Consider the following 17,406-nt stretch of genomic DNA (forward strand, 5'->3'; position numbering starts at 1 on the left):
CCCGTGCAGTGACCGGGTGCAGGCTTGGGATGGAAAAGCGAATTGCCGAAGGCCGGATCGCATGTCGACCTGGCGAAGCTGGGGTCCCATTTTGACGTGCGGCTGGCAGAGATTCCGGCAGCCTATTGCCGCCTGTTCGTCCGCGCCATTATCGACGATCAGATCAGCTACGGGGAATTCGTCGCCTGGGCAGACGAACCCCCGCTCGACCTGCCCGAGAGACTCGCTGGCCGTTAGCCCCGATCCTTAACCCTTCAGAACCGCGAGAACCCGGGCGACTGCCGGCCGCTGCGTCATGCGGTTGCGGTGGTCCAAAATCTTCGGGAAGCGTGTCGGGTCGACGCCATCCGGCTCGAGCCAGCCAGCGATCGTGAACAGGTAGGGGTCGGCGATCGAGTAGGTGTCGCCGGTGACGAAGGGACCGGCGAGCATCCTGGTTTCGATCAGCTCGAAACAATCCGTCATATTCGAAGCAACCTTGGCCCTCATCGCCTCATGCGCCGCCGGGTCGTCGGCCCAGCGCGAGCCACGCCGGCCGTGGGCATGGGCGACATGCACGGTCGAGCAGAGATAGCTCAGGAAGGATTGGATCCGTGCAAACTCGAAGGCATCGTCGAGCGGTGCCAGCTTCGCTTGCGGAGCGCTTTGGGCAATGTAGGTGAGGATCGCCGGGGTCTCGGTAATTGTGCCGCGATCGGTGACGAGCGCGGGGACACGCCCCTTCGGGTTGATCGCGAGATAGTCGGGCTTGGTCTGTTCCGCCTTGGAAAAATCGACCGGCGCGGCCGTGTAATCGATGCCAGTCTCTTCCAGCGCGATGTGCGAGGCCAGCGAGCAGGTTCCCGGGGTGTAGAACAATTTCAGCACGTTACTCTCCTTGCTAATCAAGGCGACCCTGGCGCCGCCTTCGGGCCGCAGAAGAAATGAAGTCTCCTCGGTTGACAAGCCGAACATGACTTCAATACAACGTGAACGTAACGTTATAACATATTTTCGGAGTCACTCATGAAGACCTTGATTTCCTCCCTGCTTGCCGCCGGTCTGCTGGCCACCGCAGCCACGCCGGCATTTGCGCATGGCGCCTGGATCGGCGAGCGCTGGGGCGACCTTGCGGTGATCTACGGCCACGGCCCCGCCGACGAAGCCTATGATCCGGCCAAGGTGAAATCCGTTTCTGCCCTCGGCGAGGATGGCACGGCATTGCCGGTCACCATCGAGCCGGCCGGCACCCATGCCCTGCTGAAGCTCGACGGCGAACCGGCCCTGCTCGCGCTCGAATTCGACAACGGCTACTGGAGCCAGGGTGCTGACGGCAAATGGGTGAACAAGCCGAAGAGCGAGGTACCAGGCGCCAAACAGGCGAGCCACTCGGTGAAATACAGTATCGCGCTTGTGCATGTGCATGGCGACATGCCGGCCTTCCCGGCCCAGCCACTGCAGATCGTGCCGCTCGACAATCCGATCGGGCTGAAGCCCGGCGAAAAATTTCGCGTCCGCCTGCTGCTTGATGGAAAGCCGCTCGAAGGCAAGGAAATCACCGTCGACTACGCCGGACTTCCGGAGCTCGTCTCCGAAAAAACGGACGCGAAGGGCGAAACCGAAGTGACGTTGCGCAATGCCGGCGTCAACATTCTCGCCGTCAGCCACGCAATTCCGCTCGAAGCGGATACCGCCGCCGACAAGAAGGGGCTGACGGCAACGCTGACCTTCGTCGCCGAGCCGCACGTGCACGAATAAGTCCACGCCTTTCCGGGTAGCCGGCGCAAGTGCGACAAGGCACGCGTCGCGGCATGCCCGGCACCAATCCGCAGCCCCGGCGAGCTATACCCGCCGGGGCTGCTGTCGCTCAGGCGACCTGCGCTTCGCTGCAGCCGGGCACATCTTCGAGGTTGTAATAGACCGGAATGCCGCGCTCCCGGGCAATGCGGACATCATTGTCCGCCCCCTTGCTGTCGCCCGGCAGACGCAGCACGGCATCGCAAAGCGCCAGCAGGCGCCCGGCGACGGGATGAAAGATCTCCTCGTAGAGGTCGTCACCGATGCTGGCGCCGCCGGCGGCATGCCAGACCGGCAGCGCCACCCACTCCCCGATAACAGGCACATGGCCCGCCCTGAAGAGGGCATAGGACGGTTCCTCCAGACGCTTCAAATTTTCCGCCATCTTGGCCGGATCGTCGCCCGTACCCGAGCGATAGGGACCCGCAATCAAGATCAACATGATTTTTTCCTTACTTTGCACGATACACCCAGATAACTCTGGAATATTCATGATATTTCGTGTAATATCGTGAAGAGTCAAGGAGCGAAATGATGCTGACCACACAGAGACGAGCGTTGATCTCGGCGCGGCTAAGCCGCGATGGCGAGATCGTCGCCAAGCGCCTGGCGGATGAATTGCAACTTTCCGAAGATACGATCCGCCGTGACCTCCGGGAAATGGCGGCCGAAGGGCTGCTGAAGCGGGTGCATGGCGGTGCGCTGCCGCTGACACCTGCCCTACCGGACTTTGCCACACGCCAGGAAATTGCTGGCAACGTCAAACGCCGGCTCGGACGCAAGGCAGCCGGGCTCGTCGCACCGAGGCAAACGATCTTTCTCGATGGCGGCACAAGCAACGCCGAAATCGCCAGAGCGCTTCCGCGCGAGATGCGGCTGACGATCATCACGCACAGCCCGACCATTGCGGCGGAGCTGGAGAGACATGAGGCGGATGTGATCCTTATCGGCGGCAGGCTTTACAAGCACTCCATGGTGGCAACGGGTGCGGCCGCCCTGGCGGCCATTACCGCTATCCGTGTCGACATCTTTTTCCTGGGCGTCACCGCGATCCATCCGGTTCATGGGTTTTCGACCGGCGATTACGAGGAGGCCGCCGTCAAGCGCGCCATTCTTGGCCAAGCCGCCGACACCTTCGTCATCGCGACAGCCGAAAAGTTCGATGCCGCTTCGCCGCACCACGTCGCCAACGCCGAAGACATTGCCGGCCTGATCGTGCCGGAAGATATGAACGATGATGCTCTCGGCCCCTATCGCGACAAGGGCATGGCGCTTCTGTCGGCGTGAGACGCGGAGTACTGGTCGCTACGGGGCGTGTGCAACAACGCGCGGCCGGGATTCCTGCGCGCGCGTCATTCCGATCGACATCAGGCGGCGAAGGCGTCCGTCACCCTGACGTCACCGACCGGGATGCCGTTCCAGTTCTTCATGGTGTGGTTGGCCTGCGCCATCAGTGCCGCGTGCACGTCAGGCTCGCCCCGAAAGAAGCGAGCAAGCGTAGCGGTGACCATCGCCTCGGCAGCACGGGTGGCACCATCCCCGCATTTGACGGCGATGGCGATGCCCTTTTCCGGGATCGCCGCGCAGAACACACCTTCGGCGCCGGTTTTCGCGAAGATCCGGCCCGGTGCCGTTTCCATCAGCCGCGTGCAGCCGCGCTTCGTGCCGGCGACGTAGAAAGGCTCGGCCATGCAGGCTTCGATCAGCCGCTTCGATGCGCGCGCGCGTTCGGGCGCGAGACCGACGCCAGTCGCCATTTTGGCAAAACCGTGCGCCAGCCCCTTCAGCGGCACCGCATAGGTCGGGATCGAGCAGCCGTCAACGCCGCAATTGTCGCGGCCGAGGATCGCGCCGGTGAGGTTTTCCATGGCGCCACGGATTTCCTGCTGCAGCGGGTGATCATAGCCGACATAGCCCTTCACTTCAGTGCCTGAATGGCAGCAGGCGCAGATGAAGCCGGAATGCTTGCCGGAGCAATTGTTGTGAAGCGCGCTCGGCGCCTCCATCGAGCGCGCCTGGCCGATCAGCGTCTTCTGGTCAGACGACCAGTGGGCGCCGCATTCGAGCGCCGACACGTCGCGGCCGGCAGCAGCCAGCATCTTCGTGGCAAGCGCGACATGCTCCGGCTCGCCCGAATGCGAGGAGCAGGCGAGCGCCAGTTCCTTGTTGCCGAAGCCGTAAGCGTCAGCAGCGCCGCTTTCCATCAACGGCAGCGCCTGCATTGCCTTGCAGGCCGATCGCGGGAACACGCCGCTCTCGGTATCGCCCAGCGAAAAGACCGTACGGCCTTCGCTATCGACAGCGATGACCAGGCCGCGGTGACGGCTTTCGACCAGATTGCCGCGCGTGACTTCGACGAGAACGGGATTCGACATGTCTTGCCCTCAAATTTCCTAGATTAGTGCATGCATTTAGCAGGAATCGGACAACAGGAAACCGGCGCTTTCATGAAATTCATCCGCAGGCTCGTCGCCGTCTTTCTGGTCATCTACCTTCTGCCGGCTCTAGCGTCGGCCGGATGGTGGTATATGAAGGAGCGACCGCAGAGTTGGCGCCATGCCGATTGGTCTTCGGCGGGCATCCTGCCGAAGCCGGCGCAAAGCCCGGATGCGGCGGTCTATATCTTCTCCGCCACGACGGGCGGCATGAAGGGAGCGGTCGCCAGCCACGCCTGGATCGTCACCAAGCAACAGGGCGCCCAGGCCTATAATCGCTACGACAAGGTCGGCTGGGGCAAGCCGATCCGCAGGAACGCCTATCAGGCGGACGCCCGTTGGTATTCGAACGAGCCGCGATTGGTTGCGACCGCCAGCGGCGTCGAGGCGAGCAGGCTGATCCCGAAGATCGAAGCGGCAATCGCTGCCTACCCCTATTCATCGGCCGGCGGCTACCGGATCTGGCCGGGGCCGAACTCAAACACCTTCGTTGCCCATGTGCTGCGCTCGGTCCCCGAACTCAATGCGGTGTTGCCGCCAGATGCTGTCGGGCGCGACTACCTGCCGGAGGGGAAACTGTTCCAGATCGACGCCGATAGCCGCGACCTGCATGCGACGCTCTATGGCCTCGCAGGCATTTCGGCGGGGGTGCGCAGCGGCCTGGAGCTGCATTTCTTCGGCCTCGTCGCCGGTTTCGACATTGCCAAACCGGGCATCAAGATCCCGGCGGTCGGGCGTTTCGGTATTTGACGACATCGCAGGCGCACGCGCACGCCGGCGCAGAATGCATCTGAAGATCGGGATGGGAAATTGCATGGCGGGCTAGAAATGGAAAAGGGCCGCGCGAGGCGACCCTTCCATGAGTTTTGGCCAAGTGGCTGGCCCGGGCTTAGGACCCGAAGGAAGGCGGGAATCAGGCCGAAGTTCGCCTCGACGTGTTCACCTCTCCCATGCCTGTCACGACGACCGAAATCTCATTAGACATTGGATCACCTTCCTTTCTGTTCGTTAGCGATAATTTCAAGGTAGGTGAATTTCCCGGGATTGCAAGGCCGACGAAGGTCGTAACTCAAGCTAGGTTATGATGCGTTTCGCATGGTCACGACGAACTTCGCGCGGTCATGACGAGGTTCGCATGGTCATGACGATCTTGCCGATGTGGTCGCCCTCTTCCATCATCCGGTGTCCGTCCGCCACCTGTTCGAATGGCAGCACCGCGTGGATGACCGGTGCGACGCTGCCCGCTTCGAGCAATGGCCAGGCGGTTGCCAGCAGGCCGTCGCGGATCGCCTGTTTCTCTGCCGCCGTTCGCGGGCGGAGCGCCGAACCCATGACATGCAGCCGCTTTGACAGGATCGGGGCGATGTTGGCGGCCTCGACCTTGGCGCCGCCGAGAAAGGCGATGATCGAGAGCCGGCCATCCTTGGCAAGCGTACCAATATTGCGGTCGAAATAGCGGCCGCCGACCATGTCGAGGATGACGTCTACGCCGCGACCGCCGGTTTCCTCCAGCACGACCGACTTGAAATCTTCGTCGCGATAGTTGATCGCCCGTTTCGCGCCGAGCGCCTCGCAGGCCCGGCACTTCTCAGTATTGCCGGCGGTGGCGAAGACCTCGGCGCCCAATGCTTTTGCCAGCTGGATTGCCGTCGTGCCGATACCGCTCGATCCGCCGTGGACGAGGATGGTTTCCCCCGCTTTCAGCTCGGCCATGCCGAAGACATTGGCCCAGACAGTGAAGAAAGTTTCCGGCAAGGCTGCCGCTTTCACCGCGTCATACCCTTTCGGCCAGGAAAGCGCCTGCGTCGCCGGCACGGCCGCATACTCGGCGTAACCACCGCCGTTCGCCAGGGCGCAGACCTTGTCGCCGATCGAAAAACCCTGCGCGCCCTCGCCGAGAGCCACCACTTCACCGGCAACCTCCAGCCCGAGAATGGGGCTCGCCCCGGGCGGCGGCGGATAGTCGCCCTTGCGCTGGAGCACATCAGGCCGGTTGATGCCTGCCGCTTCGACGCGCACCAGAATGTCGCCCGGCTTGAGCGTCGGCAATGGTCCCTTCGACAGCACCATATTTTCCGCCCCGCCCGGGGACGGAAGATCAACGAAGGTCATTTCAACTGGAAGGGACATGGCTCTACCTCAAGGACTCTCAAGCGTCATACCTAGCGCCGCCCATGCGTCGCGGAAAGGCCCGATGTCGATCCGGGTTGGCCGACCTCATCGCCGAGAAACGAGAGGATCAGCGCTGCGACATCGGCAGGACTCTCCCAATGCGGGTTGTGGCCATGGCCGTCGAGCGTGATGGAGCGCACGGAGGCGAAGGTCTCGGCAAGAACCTGCCGATGCCCGATGTCAAAAAGAGGATCCTGTGCTCCGGCGATGCACAGCACCGGCGCTCTGACATGAGTCGCGCGCGATTTGAGATCCGTCACCGCGAGCGCATCAAGGAGCGTTCGCCAAGTCGTCATCGGCATCGCTGCGGCTTCGCGGCGCAGATGCCTTAGGAACGCCGTGTCGACCGACCGACTGCAGGCATGCCAGCGGTCGAAGAAGGCATCGTCGGGACCAAGCGGGTCTTTGAGCCCGCGTATCGCCCGGGCGACCTCCGTCCCCGGACCAAAGTCCGGCTTGAGGCTTCCCGAGAGCAGGATCAATGCACGCACCGCCTCCCGGCGGCGCGCGGCAATATCGACAGCAATCATCGCTCCCATGGAATGACCAACAAGCACAAACTGGTGAATGGCCAGGCGATCGGCCAGACAATCGACATCGTGGGCGAGTTCGGCAATCGACATCCCTTCCCTGGGCATCGAACCGCCGTGTCCGCCGAGATCTGGAATGATCAGGCGATATCCGCCTAAGGATGGCGCGATCAGGGAAAAACTGCGGCTGGTATCGGAGTAGCCGTGCAAGAGAAGGAGAACCGGCCCCTGCCCGTGATCGACATAGGTGAACTGCTGGCCGCCGGGCAGTTCTATTCGCCGCTTGGCGGCCGCCCACGACTGCTGATCGATCACCATCAAAGACCGAGCGCGGCTTTGACCGCGGCCAGCCCCGGCTGCCCGTCATAGGTCGTTACGCCAGCGAGCCATGGTTCCAGACGCTGCGGTTCTTCCTTGATCGACTTAGCCCCTGCCTCATCGGGCGACAGGCCGTCATTCATCAGGTAGCCCATGCCGCGGTTCTCGAAATCGACGTCGAAAACCAGATTGTTCAACAGGCGGGCGACATTCGGGCACTCCTGAAGGTATCCCTTGCGTACCTGCGTCGACACCGTCGCCGCGCCAAAATTCGGACCGTAGAACTTGTCGCCACCCGTCAGGTACTTCATCGAAAATACAGTGTTCATCGGATGTGGCGCCCAGCCCTGGAATACGATGAAGGCCTTGTCACGAACCCGACGCGTCACCTCGGACAACATGCCCTGCTCGCTCGACTCGACCACTTCCCAGTCTGCCAGACCAAGATCTGGATCCTTGATGGCATCGAGCATCAGTTGATTGGAGCCAGGTTCGATGCCGTACATCTTCTTTTCGAACTTGTCGGAGAAGGGTTTCAAATCCGAGAAATCCTTGACGCCCGCTTCCCAGACGTAGTCGGGAACGGCAAAGGTGTATTTTGCCCCCTCAAGATTGGTTCGCACGGTCTCGACCGAACCGTCCTCCCGGTAAGGCTTGTAGTAGGCGACCATAGCCGGATCCCAGTAGCCGAGAAAGACGTCGAGATCCTTGCTGCGCAGGCTCGTATAGATGACGTCGATGCCGAGAAGCTTGCTTTCCGGCTCATATCCAAGCGCCTTCAGCAGGCTCAGCCCGACGCCGGTCGTAAAGGCCAAGTCATTCCAGCCGGGCTCCGCCAACCGCACGCTTTTGCATGCCTGCGGATCACCGGCAAAGCCGGAACTTGTGGCCGTCAACAGAGCAGCGGCAAATATCAGGCTCTTCAAATGCAGCATCGCGATCCTCACAATTGTCCGTCGGGACTTCAAATTGACCCACGGGTCAGCAATTGATCTTCCTGGAAAGATTGTCAATGTGAGAATCGCTTGGGAGAAACCGCATGCGATTGACGAAAATCAGTGAGATCAGGCGCCGCGAGCTGCGGCGGGCGGCCTTTGAGGTCCTGCAGAAAGAGGGAATGGCCGGGGCGACCCTGGAAAAGGTGGCGACGCATGCCGGCGCCTCGAAGGGCATCGTGCTGCATTATTTTGCCAGCAAGCAGGAACTGTTCGAGCATGCCATGCGCGAGGCGAACGCTTCCTTGAAAGAAGCGGTGGTCGAGAGGCTGCATCGCGCACGTACCCCGCTCGAGCGGATGGATGCGATCATTGAGGCCAATTTCGAGGAACGCTTCTTCCAGCCTTCCGTCTGCCACGCCTGGCTATCGCTTTGCGCCGAAGTGCCGCGCGAACCGCAATTGGCGCGGATTCAGAAGATCATTCACGCAAGGATGCGGTCGAACTTGCTGTCGGCGCTGACGCACATCCTGCCTGCGAACGAGTGCGAAGATGTGGCGCTTGCCATTACATCGTTGATCGACGGGCTGTGGCTGCGGCTCGGGCTGCAGTCTGAAGGGGGGCTGACACGCGACATGGCACTTGCGCAGATGCGCGACTACCTGGTCCATCGCCTGCCAAAAACCCAGGCGTAAATGGACGCAGCGGCACTCATTGCCGACTGCAACGTGTTTGCCCATCCACGCGTTAGACGCCGAGCGCCTCCAGAACGAGGCCGCTGGCGCTGGCCTTGGCACGAGACTTGATCTCGGCGATGCGGGCGCTGACGGCTTGGCCGTCCGAAAACACAAAACCTTCCGGCAATCCGAGAACGGCGATCGAACAGCGCATCAGCGGAAAATCCTTGGCCGTGCCATCGGGGCCATGACCGCTGATACGCCCCTCTGCCTGATGCTCCGGTAGATAGAGCTGGCGGACATCGGAGGCGAAATCGTCGAGTAGACGGTGAAGAACGACCTGCAGCTCATCGACGGTGCAACCGCTGATGCCGACGAAGAAATCGTCGCCGCCGACATGGCCGAGGAACTTTTCTTCGCCAATGAAATGCCGCCGCAGCAGGGCGGCGAAAAGCGAAATCGCCAGATCGCCCTTCTGAAAACCGTAGGTATCGTTGAACGGCTTGAAATCGTCAAAGTCGCAATAGCAGAAATAGCGCGGCTGATCGCCGTCGAGGATCGCGTCCTGAACGTAATCGCGGATGGCGCGATTGCCGGGCAATCCGGTCAGGGGGTTCTGCTCCTGCGCCGTCTTCAACTGCTTCTCGTTGATGATCTTCAACAGCGACGATGCCGACAGGATGCCTGCATAGCGCATATTCTCGGTCAGGATCACACAATCGCTGCCGTCCATGCCGGCGAAAATCTTCAGCATCTCGTCGGCCGGCGTATCGAGATCGGCGATCGGCGCCGGGCTTGCGAAATGCGAGATGCGGCGCTGGTAGAGCCGGTTCTTCAGCAGGTCGCGGCCGAAGGGATGATAGATCATCTCCTTGACGTGATATTCGTGCAGGATGCCGCGCGGTTCGCCGTTGGCGTTGAGCACCGGAAAGAACGCCTGACGGGGATTAAGCCGGAACAGATCGAACACGGATTCGAGTTCGTCGCTTTCGCGCACCGCCGGCAGCTGTTCGATCTGCTTGCGGATCAGAATGCTGTCGAGCGTCGCCGACGAGCGGTGACCGCCGCCATTCAAGGCCAAATGCGGATAGGCAGGCTGCAATTCGCTCAGGTGCGTCGTCGGCCGGGCGATGAAATAGCCCTGTACGAGGTCGCAGCCGAGATCGCGACAGGTCTGGAACTCCGCCTCGGTCTCGACGCCTTCGGCGATGACCCGGGTGCCGAGCACATGGGCGGTGTTGACGGTGTGGCGCACCAGGTGGCGCTTGCGCGCATCGGCGTCGATGCCGGAAATGAAATGCCGGTCGATCTTCACGTAATCGACGGGCTGATCGCAGAGCAGCTTGAGGCCATTGAAGCCGGCGCCGAAATCATCGATGGCCAGCTTGAATCCGGCCAGCCGCAGTTCGCGCACGAGCGCCGAGAAATCCGGCATCTTGCCGCTGTCGAAACGTTCGGACAGCTCGAAGCATAAGGACGACGGCGCGATGTTGGCGCGCTTCAGGTGATTGACGAGGCGCTCGACGATCGCGTTTTCGCCGCCGACCAGGCGGGAATCGAAATTCAGGAACAGCGTGCGGGTGGAAAATTCCGGCAATGTCGCGAAGCCTGCGACGGCACGACTGTTGACCATATGCTCGAGCGCCAGCAACTGGCCGGCCTCTTCCGCCTTGTCGAGCAATTCCAAGGGCGAGGCAAAGCCCAGCTTTTGAAAGCCGCGCATCAGTGACTCGTAGCCGAACACGGCACCGGTTGCCGCTTCGACGATCGGCTGGAATGCGCTTTCGATCACAAGCTTTGCAAGCGTTACGATCTGGTCGTCGCCGAACCGGCGAAGCGAGAGAATTTCGGCGGGGGCGGCGGACATGCCGGGCTCCAGAAGATTGAGAACGGACGATCGGACGGCCGCAGGATGGCGACCAACAGTCAACGAAGTCTTTCCCCAATATGAAGCTTTGATGAAAGCTATATGACAGCTCCGCCCACGCTGATCATTATCGAACTTTCTAATAAAATCAGTAGTTTCATCGAATTTTCCCGAACTGCGGAAAATTGGTCGCAACAGGTTCAGGTGATGCGATAACGAGTGCATGCCACGACCGAGAAAGATCGCGGCAAGCGCAAACATCGTGGTCCAGAGCAGTCACACTGCAAGCAGGATCAGTGCCATGCCGGACAGGGGCACCTGTAGCGCTACACCCGAGATGGCGATCAGCGCTGGGATGAGCGTCGTTACACGGGCGGCCCGCACGGTCGCCTTCCCAATACGCCAGCCAACAGGCACGCTCTGCTTACAATCCCACCCGAACACGGCAAAGGCGAGCGAGCCGTGCGCTAGCCTTTTGCCAACACCCCGAAGGCGATCAGCGACAGACCCTGCATCACCAGATCGACCGCCAGGAACAGGCCGAGGATCCAGAGGCTGTTGACCGGCCAGCCGGCGGCAATGATCAGACCGGCGGCGAGCGTGACCAGACCGCCGAGCGCGACCCATCCCCAGCCCTGGATCGGCCGCAGCTTGAAGCTGACCCAGATCCGGAAGCAACCGGCGACGACGAGTGCGATGGCCATCAGGAAAGTGAGGACGGAGGAGGCCAGCACCGGGTTGATGAAGGCAAAGAGCCCGGCAATGGCGTAGCAGGCGCCGCTCAGCACCCAATAGAGCACGCTGTTCCAACCCTTGACCTGAAAGGCATGGGCGAGATTGAACAGGCCGCCGACGAGCATGATCAGCCCGACATAATAGACCGAGGCCACCGTCGCCATCAGCAGATTGCCGAAGGCAAGGCCGCCACACATGATCAACAGCACGCCGAGCGCGACGAACCATCCCCATTTGCCGGCAACCGCCGCCTTGCCAGCCGGATCGAATGCATGGGTCATTTCAACCTCCAGTCCTTCTGATATCCAGAACTCTACCATCGGATTGAGCCGGATTTCTCCGAAAAAAGAAAGAGAAAACATCGCAAATTTTTATTGATTGATGAGTCAATCAAAAATAAACTGACCATCATCGAGGGAGAGACGGATGCCCAAGGTCGGGATGGAGCCTGTGCGCCGCAAGGCGCTGGTGGATGCGGCGCTGCGCGTGATCGGCGATCAGGGCACGCTCGCCGTCACCATGTCCGACATCGCCCGCCGTGCCGGTGTCTCCCCTTCCCTTGCCCATCACTATTTCGGCAGCAAGGAGCAATTGCTGATCGAGACCGTGCGCAGTCTTCTAAGGCAACTGCGCGACGATACGGTGACGGCGCTGAGTGCAGCGATTACACCGCGTGAGAAACTGAGCGCGTTGATCCGCGTTTCGTTCCAGGCAAGCCAGTTTGCGCCCGACACCATCGCCGCTTGGCTCGCCTTCTATTCCGAGGCGCAGCGCTCGGAAGACGTCCGCCGGTTCCTCGTCGTCTACGCCCGGCGGTTGCGCTCCAACCTGATGGCGAGCCTCAAGGCGCTTTGTCCCGTCGATGACGCGGAACGCATCGCGGAAGGCGCAGCTGCGATGATCGACGGGCTCTACATCCGCCAGAGTCTGCGCTCTGCGCCGATCGGCATCGAAGCCTCGATCGCGCTGACGGAAGACTACGTCACCTCGCTTCTCGACCAGCTCCACCGCCAAGGACGGGCCATATGACCGCCAGACCTAATATCCTGATCATTATGGTCGACCAGCTGAACGGAAAATTCTTTCCCGACGGTCCGGCGGAATTCCTGCATGCGCCGAACCTGAAGAGCCTCGCCGCCCGCTCCGCCCGCTTTCGCAACAACTACACCTCGTCGCCGCTTTGCGCGCCTGCCCGCGCCTCGTTCATGGCAGGCCAGCTGCCGAGCCGCACCCGGGTCTATGACAACGCCGCCGAATACCAGTCCTCGATCCCGACCTACGCACATCACCTGCGCCGCGCCGGCTACTACACGGCACTGTCCGGCAAGATGCATTTCGTCGGGCCTGATCAATTGCATGGTTTCGAGGAGCGGCTGACGACCGATATCTATCCCGCCGATTTCGGCTGGACGCCGGATTATCGCAAGCCGGGCGAGCGCATCGACTGGTGGTATCACAATCTCGGCTCCGTCACCGGCGCCGGCGCCGCCGAGATCACCAACCAGATGGAGTATGACGACGAGGTCGCCTTTCTCGCCAACCAGAAGCTCTACCAGCTGTCGCGCGAAAACGACGACGCGGGCCGCCGCCCCTGGTGCCTGACCGTCTCCTTCACCCACCCGCACGACCCCTATGTCGCACGAAAGAAATTCTGGGATCTCTACGAGGATTGCGAGCATCTTCTGCCAGAGGTCGGCATGCTGCCGGAGGAGGACCAGGATCCGCACTCGAAGCGGATCATGCATTCCTGCGACTACGTCAATTTCGACTTGACCGAGGACAATATCCGCCGCTCGCGCCGCGCCTATTTCGCCAATATTTCCTATCTCGACGAAAAGGTCGGCGAACTTGTCGACACGCTGACGCGCACCCGGATGCTCGACAACACTCTGATCCTGTTCTGCTCCGACCATGGCGACATGCTGGGCGAGCGCGGCCTGTGGTTCAAGATGAACTTCTTCGAAGGCTCGGCGCGCGTGCCCCTGATGGCGGCCGGACCCGCCGTTGCGCCCGGCCTGCACCTGACGCCGACGTCGAACCTCGACGTAACCCCGACGCTTTGCGACCTCGCCGGCATCTCGATGGACGAGGTGAAGCCCTGGACTGATGGCATCAGCCTCGTGCCTGTCATCAATGGCGAGGAGCGCACCGAGCCGGTGCTCATGGAGTATGCTGCGGAAGCGTCCCACGCGCCGCTGGTCGCCATTCGCAAGGGCAAATGGAAATATATCCACTGCGCGCTCGACCCGGATCAGCTCTATGATCTCGAAGCCGATCCGCTGGAGCTGAAGAACCTCGCGGCAAACCCGGAGACACCGGTGCAGGCGGCAACGCTGAATGCGTTTCGCGACATGTGCGCCGCCCACTGGGACATGGAGGCCTTCGATGGCGCCGTGCGCGAGAGCCAGGCCCGGCGCTGGGTGGTCTACGAGGCACTGAGGAACGGCGCCTATTATCCGTGGGACCATCAGCCGCTGCAAAAAGCATCCGAGCGCTACATGCGCAACCACATGAACCTCGACAATCTCGAGGAATCCAAACGCTATCCGCGGGGAGAATGACATGAGAGCCCAACCGCAAGCCTCGCACTTCATCGATGGCGAGTATGTCGAGGACATTGCCGGCACCGTCTTCGAGAGCATCTATCCCGCAACCGGCGAGGTGATCGCCCGGCTGCATGCGGCAACGCCCGCGATCGTCGAAAAGGCGATTGCCGCTGCCAAGCGCGCGCAACCGGAATGGGCGGCCATGAGCCCGACTGCCCGCGGCCGCATCTTGAAGCGCGCCGCCGAGATCATGCGCGAGCGCAACCGCGAGCTTTCCGAGCTCGAAACGCTCGACACCGGCAAGCCGATCCAGGAGACGATCGTCGCCGACCCGACATCGGGCGCCGACTCGTTCGAATTCTTCGGCGGCGTCATCGCCACAGCGCTCAACGGCGACTACATTCCGCTCGGCGGCGATTTCGCCTATACCAAGCGTGTGCCGCTCGGCGTCTGCGTCGGCATCGGCGCCTGGAATTATCCGCAGCAGATCGCCTGCTGGAAGGGTGCGCCGGCGCTTGCCGCCGGCAACGCCATGGTCTTCAAGCCATCGGAGAATACCCCACTCGGCGCCCTCAAGATCGCCGAGATCCTGATCGAGGCGGGCCTTCCCAAGGGCCTCTACAACGTCATCCAGGGCGATCGGACGACCGGTCCGCTGCTCGTCAACCACCCCGATGTCGCCAAGGTATCGCTCACCGGCTCGGTGCCGACGGGCCGCAAGGTGTATGAGGCGGCAGCTGCCGGTCTTCGCCACGTAACGATGGAGCTCGGCGGCAAGTCGCCGCTGATCGTCTTCGACGATGCCGATCTCGAAAGCGCCATCGGCGGCGCCATGCTCGGCAACTTCTATTCCACCGGCCAGGTCTGCTCGAACGGCACCCGCGTCTTCGTCCAGAAGGGCATCAAGGATGCGTTCCTCGATCGCCTCAAGGCGCGCACTGAAGCGATCGTCATCGGCGACCCGATGGACGAAGCCACCCAGCTCGGGCCGATGGTGTCGGGCGCGCAACGCGACAAGGTCTTCTCCTATATCGAAAAGGGCAAAGCCGAGGGCGCGCGTCTGGTCACCGGCGGCGGCATTCCGAATGCGGTCAGTGCCGACGGCACCTATATCCAGCCGACCGTCTTTGCCGACGTCACCGACGACATGACCATCGCGCGCGAAGAGATCTTCGGCCCTGTGATGTGCGTTCTCGACTTCGAAAGCGAGGCTGATGTCGTCGCGCGCGCCAATGCCACCGAATTCGGCCTGTCGGCCGGCGTCTTCACCGCCGACATCACCCGCGCCCACCGCGTCGTCGACCAACTCGAAGCCGGCACGCTCTGGATCAACACCTACAATCTCTGCCCGGTCGAGATCCCCTTCGGCGGCTCCAAGCAATCCGGTTTCGGGCGCGAGAATTCCGTGGCGGCGCTCAACCATTACAGCGAGTTGAAGACCGTCTACGTCGGCATGAGCCCGGTGCAGGCGCCGTATTGAGGTTCAAGCGGCCTTCCTCGGGACGCATCTGATTCGCTCCCTCATCCTCGGGTGAGCGAAGCGAGTTCCGGGGATCCAGCAGCGCCACGTCGGTGGCGCGAAAGACTCCCTCAAGCGACAGACGTCGCTTGGCTGGATTCCTGTGACAAGCACAGGAATGAGGGGACAGAGGTAGAGGCACGGTACCGGCCGGTTTAGAGACGCAGAAGAAAGAGCACGATCATGCAGGCAGACTACATCATCATCGGCTCCGGCTCGGCCGGTTCGGCGCTCGCCTACCGCCTCTCGCAGGACGGCAAGCATTCCGTAATCGTGCTCGAATATGGCGGTTCGGACATCGGGCCGTTCATCCAGATGCCGGCAGCACTTGCCTGGCCGATGAGCATGGACCGCTACAACTGGGGCTATCATTCCGAACCCGAGCCGAACCTCAACAACCGGCGCATCACCGCGCCGCGCGGCAAGGTCATCGGCGGCTCCTCCTCGATCAACGGCCTTGTCTACGTGCGCGGCCATGCCGAGGATTTCAATCGCTGGGAGGACCTGGGCGCACGTGGCTGGGCCTATGCCGACGTGCTTCCCTACTTCAAGCGCATGGAGCATTCGCACGGAGGCGAGGTCGGCTGGCGCGGGACCGACGGGCCGTTGCACGTCAAGCGCGGGCCGGTGACCAACCCACTGTTCCATGCCTTCATTGAAGCGGGCGAGCAGGCGGGCTTCGAGCTTACCAACGACTACAACGGCTCCAAGCAGGAAGGCTTCGGCCTGATGGAGCAGACCGTCTGGCAGGGGCGCCGCTGGTCCGCCGCCAACGCCTATCTCCGCCCGGCTCTGAAGCGGCCCAACGTTTCGCTCATGCGCTGTTTTGCCCGCAAGGTGGTGATCGAGAACCGCCGGGCGACCGGCGTCGAGATCGAGCGCGGCGGCAAGATCGAGATCGTCAAGGCGAACCGCGAGGTGATCGTCTCCGCCTCCTCCTTCAACTCGCCGAAGCTGCTGATGCTGTCCGGCATCGGCCCGGCACAGCACCTGAAGGACATGGGCATAGAGGTCAAGGTCGATCGACCCGGTGTCGGCGCCAACCTTCAGGACCATATGGAGTTCTATTTCCAGCAGGTCTCGACCAAACCGGTCTCGCTCTATTCCTGGCTGCCGTGGTTCTGGCAGGGGGTCGCCGGAGCACAATGGTTGCTCTCCAAAGGTGGGCTCGGCGCCTCCAACCAATTCGAGGCCTGCGCCTTCCTGCGTTCGGCGCCGGGCGTCAAGCAGCCCGATATCCAGTATCACTTCCTGCCGGTCGCGATCAGCTATGACGGCAAGGCGGCGGCCAAGAGCCACGGCTTCCAGGTGCATGTGGGCTACAACCTGTCGAAGTCGCGCGGCAACGTCACCCTGCGATCCTCCGATCCGATGGCCGACCCGGTGATCCGCTTCAACTATATGAGCCACCCGGAGGATTGGGAGAAGTTCCGCCACTGCGTGCGCCTCACCCGCGAGATCTTCGGCCAGCGGGCCTTCGACCAGTATCGCGGGCCGGAGATCCAGCCGGGCGAGAAGGTGCAGACGGACGATGAGATCGACGCCTTCCTGCGCGAACACCTGGAAAGCGCCTACCACCCCTGCGGCACCTGCCGGATGGGTGCCAAGGACGACCCAATGGCCGTGGTCGACCCGGAGACGCGGGTGATCGGCGTCGATGGTTTGCGCGTCGCGGACTCCTCGATCTTCCCGCACGTGACCTATGGCAATCTCAACAGCCCCTCGATCATGACCGGCGAAAAGGCAGCCGACCATATCCTCGGCAAGCAACCGCTTGCCCGGTCCAATCAGGAGCCCTGGATCAATCCGCGCTGGGCCGTCAGCGACAGATAGGATCGCCTGCGCCACGAGGCACGTTTTCCCCGGCATTCGACTGCCGCAACGTCTGCGGCATGT

General features: G+C 62.1%; 17 protein-coding genes. 9 read left to right on the forward strand and 8 right to left on the reverse strand.

What is annotated here, in order from left to right; genetic code table 11:
* Positions 1-42 precede the first annotated feature (42 nt).
* Positions 43-237, forward strand: coding sequence for a hypothetical protein (locus ASD03_RS02195; protein WP_057212453.1), 195 nt, complete (start codon positions 43-45; stop codon positions 235-237).
* A 9-nt stretch (positions 238-246) separates the two neighbouring features.
* Here the strand turns inward: ASD03_RS02195 and ASD03_RS02200 are convergent, their stop codons facing one another.
* Positions 247-867 carry a glutathione S-transferase family protein gene (locus ASD03_RS02200; RefSeq protein WP_025426245.1) on the reverse strand — a complete coding sequence of 207 codons (621 nt, stop codon included), beginning with the start codon at positions 865-867 and terminating at the stop codon, positions 247-249.
* A gap of 138 nt (positions 868-1,005) precedes the next feature.
* Here ASD03_RS02200 and ASD03_RS02205 point away from each other — a divergent pair, with 138 nt between their 5' ends.
* Complete coding sequence (locus ASD03_RS02205) at positions 1,006-1,737, forward strand: DUF4198 domain-containing protein (protein ID WP_025426244.1); 732 nt, start codon at positions 1,006-1,008, stop codon at positions 1,735-1,737.
* 109 nt (positions 1,738-1,846) lie between these two features.
* On the opposite strand, the gene ASD03_RS02210 is transcribed toward ASD03_RS02205, so the two are convergent.
* Positions 1,847-2,218, reverse strand: a complete 372-nt coding sequence (locus ASD03_RS02210) for a hypothetical protein (RefSeq protein ID WP_025426243.1) — start codon at positions 2,216-2,218, stop codon at positions 1,847-1,849.
* 92 nt (positions 2,219-2,310) lie between these two features.
* On the opposite strand from ASD03_RS02210, the gene ASD03_RS02215 reads away from it, so the two are divergent.
* Positions 2,311-3,063, forward strand: a complete 753-nt coding sequence (locus tag ASD03_RS02215) for a DeoR/GlpR family DNA-binding transcription regulator (RefSeq protein ID WP_025426242.1) — start codon at positions 2,311-2,313, stop codon at positions 3,061-3,063.
* A gap of 80 nt (positions 3,064-3,143) precedes the next feature.
* Here the strand turns inward: ASD03_RS02215 and ASD03_RS02220 are convergent, their stop codons facing one another.
* Positions 3,144-4,151 (reverse strand): asparaginase, encoded by a 1,008-nt coding sequence (locus tag ASD03_RS02220; protein WP_025426241.1) that lies wholly within the window; start codon positions 4,149-4,151, stop codon positions 3,144-3,146.
* Between the two features lie 72 nt (positions 4,152-4,223).
* Here ASD03_RS02220 and ASD03_RS02225 point away from each other — a divergent pair, with 72 nt between their 5' ends.
* Complete coding sequence (locus tag ASD03_RS02225; protein ID WP_025426240.1) at positions 4,224-4,961, forward strand: DUF3750 domain-containing protein; 738 nt, start codon at positions 4,224-4,226, stop codon at positions 4,959-4,961.
* Between the two features lie 369 nt (positions 4,962-5,330).
* Here ASD03_RS02225 and ASD03_RS02230 read toward each other — a convergent pair whose 3' ends face one another.
* Genes ASD03_RS02230 through ASD03_RS02240 form a run of 3 tightly spaced genes read right to left on the reverse strand, consistent with a single transcriptional unit; the run spans position 5,331 to position 8,166 of the window.
* Entirely contained in the window at positions 5,331-6,341 is a 1,011-nt protein-coding gene (locus tag ASD03_RS02230; protein WP_025426239.1) for an NAD(P)H-quinone oxidoreductase, read from the reverse strand.
* A gap of 32 nt (positions 6,342-6,373) precedes the next feature.
* Positions 6,374-7,228, reverse strand: coding sequence for an alpha/beta hydrolase (locus tag ASD03_RS02235; protein ID WP_244494606.1), 855 nt, complete (start codon positions 7,226-7,228; stop codon positions 6,374-6,376).
* Positions 7,229-7,230: 2 nt separating this feature from the next.
* Positions 7,231-8,166, reverse strand: a complete 936-nt coding sequence (locus ASD03_RS02240) for a choline ABC transporter substrate-binding protein (protein WP_025426237.1) — start codon at positions 8,164-8,166, stop codon at positions 7,231-7,233.
* Between the two features lie 104 nt (positions 8,167-8,270).
* Between ASD03_RS02240 and betI (ASD03_RS02245) the strand changes: the two genes are divergently transcribed.
* Positions 8,271-8,861: a transcriptional regulator BetI gene (gene betI / locus ASD03_RS02245; RefSeq protein WP_025426236.1), complete on the forward strand. Its 591-nt coding sequence runs from the start codon at positions 8,271-8,273 to the stop codon at positions 8,859-8,861.
* Positions 8,862-8,913: 52 nt separating this feature from the next.
* Here the strand turns inward: betI (ASD03_RS02245) and ASD03_RS02250 are convergent, their stop codons facing one another.
* Together ASD03_RS02250 and ASD03_RS02255 are read right to left on the reverse strand one after the other, a co-directional pair.
* The gene (locus tag ASD03_RS02250; RefSeq protein ID WP_057212554.1) at positions 8,914-10,710 is read right to left on the reverse strand and encodes a GGDEF domain-containing protein; all 1,797 of its coding nucleotides are present in this window, start codon (positions 10,708-10,710) and stop codon (positions 8,914-8,916) included.
* A 467-nt stretch (positions 10,711-11,177) separates the two neighbouring features.
* The gene (locus ASD03_RS02255) at positions 11,178-11,726 is read right to left on the reverse strand and encodes an HdeD family acid-resistance protein (protein WP_025426234.1); all 549 of its coding nucleotides are present in this window, start codon (positions 11,724-11,726) and stop codon (positions 11,178-11,180) included.
* 145 nt (positions 11,727-11,871) lie between these two features.
* On the opposite strand from ASD03_RS02255, the gene betI (ASD03_RS02260) reads away from it, so the two are divergent.
* From betI (ASD03_RS02260) to betA, 4 genes are all read left to right on the forward strand, one after another.
* Positions 11,872-12,474: a transcriptional regulator BetI gene (gene betI, locus ASD03_RS02260; protein WP_025426233.1), complete on the forward strand. Its 603-nt coding sequence runs from the start codon at positions 11,872-11,874 to the stop codon at positions 12,472-12,474.
* Positions 12,471-14,006, forward strand: coding sequence for a choline-sulfatase (betC, locus tag ASD03_RS02265; RefSeq protein ID WP_025426232.1), 1,536 nt, complete (start codon positions 12,471-12,473; stop codon positions 14,004-14,006). Before betI (ASD03_RS02260) ends, betC begins: the two co-directional genes overlap by 4 nt.
* Position 14,007: 1 nt before the next feature.
* A complete protein-coding gene (gene betB, locus ASD03_RS02270) occupies positions 14,008-15,471 on the forward strand; it encodes a betaine-aldehyde dehydrogenase (RefSeq protein WP_025426231.1) in 1,464 nt (487 codons plus the stop codon).
* 222 nt (positions 15,472-15,693) lie between these two features.
* A complete protein-coding gene (gene betA / locus ASD03_RS02275; RefSeq protein ID WP_025426230.1) occupies positions 15,694-17,343 on the forward strand; it encodes a choline dehydrogenase in 1,650 nt (549 codons plus the stop codon).
* The last annotated feature ends 63 nt before the right edge of the window (positions 17,344-17,406 follow it).

Source organism: Ensifer sp. Root127, assembly GCF_001425225.1.
Taxonomy (GTDB): Bacteria; Pseudomonadota; Alphaproteobacteria; order Rhizobiales; family Rhizobiaceae; genus Ensifer; species Ensifer canadensis.

Bases quoted from the DNA above. Each gene is read 5' to 3' on its own strand.
- ASD03_RS02205 (WP_025426244.1), top strand. From the start codon at position 1,006: ATGAAGACCTTGATTTCCTCCCTGCTTGCCGCCGGTCTGCTGGCCACC.
- ASD03_RS02210 (WP_025426243.1), bottom strand. From the start codon at position 2,218: ATGTTGATCTTGATTGCGGGTCCCTATCGCTCGGGTACGGGCGACGAT.
- ASD03_RS02215 (WP_025426242.1), top strand. From the start codon at position 2,311: ATGCTGACCACACAGAGACGAGCGTTGATCTCGGCGCGGCTAAGCCGC.
- ASD03_RS02220 (WP_025426241.1), bottom strand. From the start codon at position 4,151: ATGTCGAATCCCGTTCTCGTCGAAGTCACGCGCGGCAATCTGGTCGAA.
- ASD03_RS02225 (WP_025426240.1), top strand. From the start codon at position 4,224: ATGAAATTCATCCGCAGGCTCGTCGCCGTCTTTCTGGTCATCTACCTT.
- ASD03_RS02230 (WP_025426239.1), bottom strand. From the start codon at position 6,341: ATGTCCCTTCCAGTTGAAATGACCTTCGTTGATCTTCCGTCCCCGGGC.
- ASD03_RS02240 (WP_025426237.1), bottom strand. From the start codon at position 8,166: ATGCTGCATTTGAAGAGCCTGATATTTGCCGCTGCTCTGTTGACGGCC.
- betI (WP_025426236.1), top strand. From the start codon at position 8,271: ATGCGATTGACGAAAATCAGTGAGATCAGGCGCCGCGAGCTGCGGCGG.
- ASD03_RS02250 (WP_057212554.1), bottom strand. From the start codon at position 10,710: ATGTCCGCCGCCCCCGCCGAAATTCTCTCGCTTCGCCGGTTCGGCGAC.
- ASD03_RS02255 (WP_025426234.1), bottom strand. From the start codon at position 11,726: ATGACCCATGCATTCGATCCGGCTGGCAAGGCGGCGGTTGCCGGCAAA.
- betI (WP_025426233.1), top strand. From the start codon at position 11,872: ATGCCCAAGGTCGGGATGGAGCCTGTGCGCCGCAAGGCGCTGGTGGAT.
- betC (WP_025426232.1), top strand. From the start codon at position 12,471: ATGACCGCCAGACCTAATATCCTGATCATTATGGTCGACCAGCTGAAC.
- betB (WP_025426231.1), top strand. From the start codon at position 14,008: ATGAGAGCCCAACCGCAAGCCTCGCACTTCATCGATGGCGAGTATGTC.
- betA (WP_025426230.1), top strand. From the start codon at position 15,694: ATGCAGGCAGACTACATCATCATCGGCTCCGGCTCGGCCGGTTCGGCG.